Consider the following 8,487-nt stretch of genomic DNA (forward strand, 5'->3'; position numbering starts at 1 on the left):
ATTTAACCGAATAAGCAAAACTTTACATAAAAACTAAAATAGTATTAATTAAAATAAACTAAAGCATTAGCTCATTAAAAAGAAGATTATTAAAAGCTTCCTACAAACTCATTACGTAAAATATTTTATAAAAACTAACTACACCTTTAACACTGTAAAAAACACCAATCAAAATCATTTAGTAAACTTTAAAACAACGCAAGCTCCGCCCTCTTCTCTGTTTTGTACTAAAATTTCTCCTCCGTGCGCTTCTATGATTTCGCGTACTAGAGCTAAACCCAAGCCATTGCCAGTTCTTTTGGTGGAGTAAAACGGCAGTAGTATTTGGTTGATTATTGTTTCGTCGATACCATCACCTTGGTCACATACTGTTAATGACCAATTTTTTTCGTTATTAATGTAAGATATTTTTATATTCTCTAAAGTCGAATTAGCCTCTAGCGAATTTTTTACTAGGTTAATCAACACCTGTTCTATTTGGATTGGATCAAATTCTACTGTGTTTTTTTCGCTCAACAATTCATAATTGCATCCCAAAGCGTCGCTAATATTTTCTAGGTATTTTTCAATATACATTGATTTTTTGTTAGGCTCTGGCAACTTTGCAAAACGGGCATAATTACGAATAAATTCGTTTAGGTGTTTAGCGCGATCTTCTATGGTATTAAAAACTTTGTTCAAAGCATTTAAGTATTGTTCTTGAACATCAACAAGGTCTAAAACCTGCTTGCCAGAATGCGCCAGTGATGAGATGGGAGCCAATGAATTGTTAATTTCATGGCTCATTATGCGAATGATTTTTTTCCACACGAAAACTTCTTGCCGATTAAGTTCTTTTGTAATTTGACGAATCATCAGTAAATCGTGTTTTTGCCCATTTAATACAAACTGTGACTTAGATACATGATAGGACTCTTTAATAACTTCTTTTAGAGATTTACCAACATTAAGCTCTAAATCAATAACAACCTCTTGTTCTATTGTGCATATCGAATCACCAATTTTCTGCATGGATTCTTGCAGTTTAATAGGCAAATTTTTAATGACATCCGAAAACAGTAAACCATTTAACTTGGCACCTTGTGCAAACCATTGGCTAGCGGCAACATTTGCTAAAATAATATGACCCGATGAATCCGATAAAACAACAGCAATTGGGCTATTTTGAATAACGGTCTGTAATAATAATTCGCGCTGAACTAACGACTGCCTTTCTTGGCGAAGTAAATTGCCTACCTGATTTAGTTCTTCGGTTAAATCAGCCAACTCTTGCACATTGGGTTTATGAATAGAAATACCAAACTCGTTATCTCGCCAACTTGCTACCATACTAGAAAGCGCACGTACCTGCTGCCTAAACGGGCTCTTAGTAATAAAGCCGAAGATAACATTAACAATCAAAAGCCAAATAAACGACAAACACCAAAAAATAATGCCACTTGCATTCGCCTGAATAATGTAAAAGCCCAAGGTTGTAACAACAAGTAAAATAAATCTAATAGTAAAATAATGCATTTACTTTTTCCGCAAACCAAAGCGATCCATTCTTCGGTATAAAGATTGACGAGACAAACCTAATTGTTCCGCTGCGTTAGCAACCACACCGTGATTCGCTTTTAACGCAGATTCTATATCTTCTTTTGAAGGTTCATATTTTGGCGTATACGAGTTTTTAACAACAGAATTTTCTTGAGCTTCAAGCTGAGAATCAGAAGCAACTTTTATTTTCTTTTCCTCATTGAGATCAACATTATTTTTAGTGCTTTGTGGACTAGTTATTTTTAAGGCTAAATCTTCTATTTGAATGGTTTCGTTTTTACACAGTAATTCTGCGCGTTTTATGGTATTTCTTAGTTCGCGCACGTTTCCCGGCCAGGCATATTCCAACAAGTATTTTTGCGCATCAGAAGAGATTGTTTTTTCTTCCGATAAAAAGAAATAAGCTAATGGTAAAATATCTTGTGGGCGATCTATTAACGCAGGTAAATTTAATTCGATAACGTTTAAACGATAATACAAGTCCTCGCGAAACTCACCTGCTGCAACCATTGCCGATAAATCGGCATTGGTAGCCGAAACAACTCGAACATTCACTTTTATGGTTTTAGTAGAACCTAATCGTTCGAATTGCTGTGTTTCTAAAACACGTAACAGTTTTACTTGACCTTCAAGTGGCAGATTGCCAATTTCGTCTAAAAATAAGGTGCCCCCATCGGCCGCTTCAAAACGGCCTACCCGCAATTTGTTGGCACCCGTGTAAGCTCCAGCTTGAGCACCAAACAATTCTGCCTCAATTAAATCTTTAGGTAATGCCCCGCAATTAACGGCAACAAAAGGACTTTCTGGATTAGTTGAGTTTGCATGAATTAACTCTGCAATTCGTTCTTTACCAGATCCATTAGGGCCGGTAATAAGAACGGGAATATCGGATTTTGCCACTTGGCAAGCTAGACGAATAACATTTTCTGTTGCCGGATCATGACAGACGATATTATTAAGTTGGTATTGAGAAAATAATGCACTACGGCTACGCTGATGCTGCTCTTTTATTTTTTTGAGCTGTTTGTGGGTTCCACCAAGTTCCAATAAATTACGCACGGTTGTAAGCAGTTTTTTATCATCCCATGGCTTTGCTAGATAATCTGCCGCACCGCCGCGAACGAGCTCTACAGCGGTTTCTAAATGAGTCCAGGCGGTGAGTAGAATAATCGGTAAATCTGGGTATAAATCACGAATGTTGTAAAAGAGTTCAATGCCTTCTTCGCCAGATGTTTTATCTGCCTTGAAGTTCATATCTTGTACAACAAGATCAACTTCGTGATTACTTAATTCAGTAAGGGCCGCCTCCACTGAATTGGCAATTACAACAGACCAGCCTTCTAGTTCGAGAAGTAGCTCTAACGCGGTTATCACGGCGTCGTTGTCGTCTACCACTAAAATCGTTTTATCGCCCATTTTATTGCGTGTCTTTTATATATTTTTAAAATTAACGGTTTCAACTCTATAAGAAACTCTGGTTTATAAGAAACTCTGATTAAATTCGAATTTCTTATACGCTGCGCGTAGCAATAGCAGGTGCAATGTTTGCAGCTCGAATAGCAGGACCAAAAACCGCAATAACACCCATAACCAGTACCAACAACGCACCCAATATTAGGTAAACGATGGGTAAACGTGCTAACTCAAACGCGGTAATTAACCAATTATTCAAAGCCATTGCTAAAATAAGACCAATTATAACACCAATGCTGCTAATGATTAGATTCTCGGTTATAAAATACCGTAGTATATCGACTTTGGTTGCACCTAATGCTCGACGAGTACCTATTTGTTTAGTTCGTTGCGTTACCCAAAAGCTGACTAAACCGATAATGCCCAACGCATTAATCACCAGTAATAAAACAATAACCGCAGAAAGCATGGTTGCCATGGCATTATCGTTACGGTAAAAATCTTTTCTGATTTCGGTAAAAGCCGTAGGTGATCGAACTACCCGTTGATTATCAAGTTCGAGTAGTTGATTTTGAATATTTTTGAATACATCATCAAAAAATCCGTCTTTTGTACGAATAATATAATGAGATGAATTTCCAAAAATTGGATAATAAGGTACAAACAATACCTGTTCGAATTCCGAAGAAAATTGTTGCTTCCAGGGTGCTTTAATATCATCAACCAAGCCAATTACTTCTGCCGCCACAGGAATTTCTTCTCCGCGAAACCATACGTATTTACCCAAGGCTTGCTCTGGCTCTGTAATTTCTGGGTACAAAATTTTTGCAAGTGTTACTGAAATAATAACAACTTTGGGTTGTAAGACATCTTCTCGTATTGAATAGGTGCCAATCTCGTTTTGATTAAAAACTCGTCCGGTTACAAGGTTAATATCCATGGTTTCGGCTAAAGAGTCATCGGCAAAATACAGCGCCGCATTAGTATTAATACCATTTTCAGCATCGCTGTTATAAACCGTATTCGACCATCCTGAATTAGTCATAGGCAAGGCGTTGGTCGCCATAGCCGAATGAACACCAGATAAACCATTAATATATTCCAAATCGTTAAAAATTGCCGATTTAGTATCATAGTCGTCTAAATAACCAGAAACGGTAAGTGCTAGGGTATTTTTTTCATCCAAACCAGAATCTATACTCACGCTCTGCATACGTTGGTTAACTATAAATAAGGCGTTAACGACAATTGCCAAAGTTAGGGCTACCTGCAAACTGATTAACACCAAACCTACAGGATTACGAATTAATGTTTTTAAAATGGGTTTAATTTCCATGGCTACACCTCCTATTGCGTTTTTAATTGACGAGCCGGAGCGATTTGACAAACACGCCATGTTGGATAAATACCGGCCAATAAACTTGCGGTAATAGCCACCAAGAATGCAAATAAAGCAAGCTCAATATTAAGATGCGTTAACACGGCGATATCGGGTATAAAACTGCGTACCGCATATAAACCCAACCACGCAAGCATTAACCCCAACATAGCACCCACAATACCCAATAAAGCCGATTCAATTAAATGCTGATAAAAAATTTGCAACCGGCTGGCACCAAGCGCTCGCCTTACGCCTACGTCACCAGACTTCTTCAGGAACTTAGCCAATATTAAACCCACGGTATTTAATAAGCATACGCCAAAAAATGCCAACGACAACCACAGTTGAATTTGGGTATCGTCGCTCACAACTTTATTAATTACCAACCATTCTTTAACGTTAGAAATGCGATTATTAAGCGGACGCAGGAAACGACCAAAGGTTTTTTGCTCACGCACGTAGTTATCGATAAAACTATCAAACTCCTGCTTCTTTTCTAAAGAATTTAACTGCACCCAAGCACTTATCCACACACATTCAGAATTTAAATAACCTTCGTAACTGTTTTCAGGTAACGGCGCCCAACAACTATTATTACCACTAGGTGTCAGCTTTAAAATATCGTTTAATGTAAATGGCAAGTAAAAATCTTCGGAGTCAGAAAACGGATTTGAATTGATTAAATCGTAATATTTTGGGCTTGGTTTAAAATCATCTAAAACACCAATCACCGTGTATTGATTACCATTAAGCGTAATACTTTCACCTACGCTATTTTTGCCGCCAAAAATTCTATCGTTTAACTCCCGGCTAATAACTGTTACGGTGGAATGGTTTTCATCATCTTCTCGCGTCCAGGGTGCGCCATATAAAAATGGTGGTTCAAACATGGAGAAAAAATCGCTGTAGGTTAAACGCCCCAAATAACGCTGTGGTTTTATATCTGGATTATCCGTGTAAACTGCCATCACCGATAAAAACATCGCCGTTTGAAAGTCTGCCTGATTGGCCTCAGCAATAAAACGTGCATCTTTATAAGTAAGTTGCGGTGGTAAGCCACCTTCTTCGCCATCCCAAGATTCTTCCTCAGCCCAGTTATCTAATTGCACCACAAATAACTGATCACTTTTATGAGGGATGGGATCACCCGACATATAATGAAATATAGTGTACGAAGTCATGAAAGCGCCGATACCAATTGCAATTGCGAGTACCATTAATGCGCTCAACCACGGATAACTTTTTAAGCTACGCAGCGCCAACCAAAAATAATAACGAATCATTTTTATCCCTATTTTTTAGCACTATCTTTTACGAGTTCATGTATTACCGGTTCAACTATTGATCATGAAAATTTACGCGTTTACCGCGGAATTTTCGACAATATTTTGTGGTTCGGTAAATATGGTTCGCAAATCGTTAACTTGCCCGTCAATGACATGAACATTGCGGCGTGTTCGTGCGGCTAACTCTGGATCATGAGTCACCATAATAATGGTAGTGCCTCTCTGATTAATGGCCTCTAATAACTCCATAACGCCACGCGCCATCGTTGAATCTAAATTTCCGGTTGGTTCGTCGGCCAACAATAACCGTGGCTCACCCGCCAAAGCTCGTGCAATCGCAACACGCTGTTGCTGACCACCAGAGAGCTCCGACGGGAAATGCTTTATTCGTGAAGAAAGACCAACCTGCTCTAACGCAGATTCAATACGTTGCTTACGGTCGTTTGCAGAAAATCCGCGATAACGTAATGGCACATCAACATTATCGAACAAATTTAAATCGGGAATTAAATTAAACCCTTGAAAAATAAAACCCAGTTTTTCGTTACGAATTTGCGAGCGTTTACGATCTGACAATCCCGTAAGCTCAACACCATCTAATTCATAACTGCCGTTGGTATGTTCTTCTAACAAGCCGGCAATGTTCAAAAACGTAGTTTTGCCAGAACCCGAAGGCCCGGTTACGGCAACAAACTCACCTTCAGCTACCTCAATACTAAATTCACGTAATGCGTGAGTTTCTACCAAATGAGTACGATAAACCTTACTTAAATTGTTCATTTTTAACATAAGAACACCTATTAAAATCTTTGACGAAATATGACTGAATACTTTTTAACGTTATTAATGTTATTTTAGTACGATTTGTATTTTTGATGACTAATTTAAGCGTACGCGATCTGCGTTGTTAAATTGATCTAAACTCGAAATTACTACCTGATCACCCGCTTTTAACCCTTCTAGAATTTCTACTTCGTTTATGCTTGCAATACCGGTTTTGATGGTAATTCGCTCGGCTACATCGTCACGTACTAAATAGGCAATTTTACCAGCACCGTCATCCATAAAGGGACCTTTCGCCAATACCAAAGTATTTTCGCGCTCATCTAATAAAACACGGGTTTGCAAGCGTTGATTTTGACGTAAAGGCTGAGGTAATTCTTCATCAAAACGGATGCGTGCAGAAACCGAACCTTCGTTAACCTCTGGCGAAATCGATGCTAAGCGCGCCACTACGCGATAATCACCCATTCTTACCTCGGCACTTAATCCGGGGCTTAGAGCATCCGCATACAATTCTGGTATTTGTGCTTCAATTTCTAATTGCGATAAATCGACAACATTTAACACACTGGCGTTTTCTGTCACCACGGTTTTCTCTTCAACCATTAAATTGCCGACCATCCCATCAATTGGTGAACGTATTTCTAAGGCATCTATAACGCGTTTTAACTCAGCCACCAATAATTCTTGTTGTTTTAACTCTAGCTCTTTTACTTCTTGTTCGAATTTCCATGCAGCTAAGTCTAAATCTGCGGCCTCTTGTGCATGAGCGTAGATAATTTTGGCACTGGTGTATTCGTCTTTGGCTTTTTGCAAATCAACTTCGTTGACAACACCTTTACTCCAAGCGGATTCGTTACGTTGTAATTCTCGTTTTGCGCCCGTTAATTTAATACGCGCTTCTTCTAACTCTTTACGTGCCTGTAGATTCTTTTTTTGCGTTTCTATGGTCTGGCGTTTTACACCAATATCTAAGCGCTCTAGTATGGCTTGCTCTTGCATTAATTGATTATTTAATTCAGGGCTGTGAATGGTTGCCAAAATTTGGTTTTGCGATACCTCATCACCAGCACGAACATGAAAACTCACCGTACCACTGGCCGGTGCGTATAACATTGGGCTAAAACCCGCAACCACACGACCAGTAATCGCAACATCGCGCGTTAAGTTACCGGTTTTTACCTCAGCAATACGCAAACGGCTGCTATTAATACTGGGCGTGGTATCGCCAAATTGAAAAATCACCCAGGTAATTGCCAACACACCAGCCAGCACAGAGCCCATTAAAACTCCTAATCGCCAAGGCGATTTTTTAAGTACTGAAACCAATTGATCTTGAGCAGAAGTATCTTTAATCATAATGACTGCCTTATTTGCGATAGCCGATTAACAGCATCACGGTTATTAATTACAGGAAACTCTGATTAACCCAGAGTTTCCAGCGACACATGGATGTATTGCCAATTTCAAGAACGGTAAGTGATTGAAATTGTGAAGAAATTGGAAATCGCATTTTCAACTTCTGCCGTCTGATTAAATCAGGGATGAGTTAATCAGAAATTCCTATAAATAATGAAGGAAAGATATTTCTAGTAGAGCAGCCAACGTGCCAGTTAAAACAACCAACCTAAAAATAAAAATAAATTTATTAAAATCAACAACTTACGATGTAAAAATTTATTTGAGAGGGGTTTTATACCAAGAAAATACAAAAGAACAGCAGCGGACAAAAGCGGACGGACACAAGAACAAAAGATAGCGGACAGAATCGGACACTTACGGACACAGCATCGAGTGAATCACAAATATTATTCTTAGCTGTATTACCCAACCTGAAAACATTTATTCAAAGTAGAGAGAACGAATAAATAAGAGACATTTTGGATGGAGGGGAAAAATACGAAAAAAAAAAATGAAAAAAAGAAATACTAAAAAGAAAAATAAAGAACTTACGGAGAATAGTCGGAAATCTCTGACAAAGCCTAAATAAACCAGACTGAGATTACTTTAGGAACCTCTGATTAACTCATCCATGATTTAATCAGAGGACAGAAATTGAAAATGCGATTTCCAATTTCTTCACAA

At 38.4% G+C, this 8,487-nt stretch carries 6 protein-coding genes; all 6 read right to left on the minus strand.

All coding sequences use genetic code 11. The features are described 5' to 3' along the window. Positions 1-174: 174 nt before the first annotated feature. Positions 175-1,515 carry a sensor histidine kinase gene (locus tag ACYQ2C_RS11920; protein WP_460102831.1) on the minus strand — a complete coding sequence of 447 codons (1,341 nt, stop codon included), beginning with the start codon at positions 1,513-1,515 and terminating at the stop codon, positions 175-177. Next, positions 1,516-2,955 (minus strand): sigma-54-dependent transcriptional regulator, encoded by a 1,440-nt coding sequence (locus ACYQ2C_RS11925; RefSeq protein WP_460102834.1) that lies wholly within the window; start codon positions 2,953-2,955, stop codon positions 1,516-1,518. 94 nt (positions 2,956-3,049) lie between these two features. Then, positions 3,050-4,288, minus strand: coding sequence for an ABC transporter permease (locus ACYQ2C_RS11930; protein WP_460102836.1), 1,239 nt, complete (start codon positions 4,286-4,288; stop codon positions 3,050-3,052). An 11-nt stretch (positions 4,289-4,299) separates the two neighbouring features. Further along, positions 4,300-5,616, minus strand: a complete 1,317-nt coding sequence (locus ACYQ2C_RS11935; protein WP_460102839.1) for an ABC transporter permease — start codon at positions 5,614-5,616, stop codon at positions 4,300-4,302. A gap of 72 nt (positions 5,617-5,688) precedes the next feature. After that, on the minus strand, positions 5,689-6,408 hold the full coding sequence (locus ACYQ2C_RS11940; RefSeq protein ID WP_460102841.1) for an ABC transporter ATP-binding protein: 720 nt from the start codon (positions 6,406-6,408) through the stop codon (positions 5,689-5,691). 90 nt (positions 6,409-6,498) lie between these two features. After that, the gene (locus tag ACYQ2C_RS11945) at positions 6,499-7,761 is read right to left on the minus strand and encodes an efflux RND transporter periplasmic adaptor subunit (RefSeq protein WP_460050905.1); all 1,263 of its coding nucleotides are present in this window, start codon (positions 7,759-7,761) and stop codon (positions 6,499-6,501) included. Positions 7,762-8,487: the final 726 nt, after the last annotated feature.

The organism is Sessilibacter sp. MAH3 (genome assembly GCF_054658275.1).

Excerpts from the sequence above, each read along its gene's own strand:
- ACYQ2C_RS11935 (WP_460102839.1), bottom strand. The coding sequence starts at position 5,616 with ATGATTCGTTATTATTTTTGGTTGGCGCTGCGTAGCTTAAAAAGTTAT.
- ACYQ2C_RS11930 (WP_460102836.1), bottom strand. The coding sequence starts at position 4,288 with ATGGAAATTAAACCCATTTTAAAAACATTAATTCGTAATCCTGTAGGT.
- ACYQ2C_RS11945 (WP_460050905.1), bottom strand. The coding sequence starts at position 7,761 with ATGATTAAAGATACTTCTGCTCAAGATCAATTGGTTTCAGTACTTAAA.
- ACYQ2C_RS11920 (WP_460102831.1), bottom strand. The coding sequence starts at position 1,515 with ATGCATTATTTTACTATTAGATTTATTTTACTTGTTGTTACAACCTTG.
- ACYQ2C_RS11940 (WP_460102841.1), bottom strand. The coding sequence starts at position 6,408 with ATGTTAAAAATGAACAATTTAAGTAAGGTTTATCGTACTCATTTGGTA.
- ACYQ2C_RS11925 (WP_460102834.1), bottom strand. The coding sequence starts at position 2,955 with ATGGGCGATAAAACGATTTTAGTGGTAGACGACAACGACGCCGTGATA.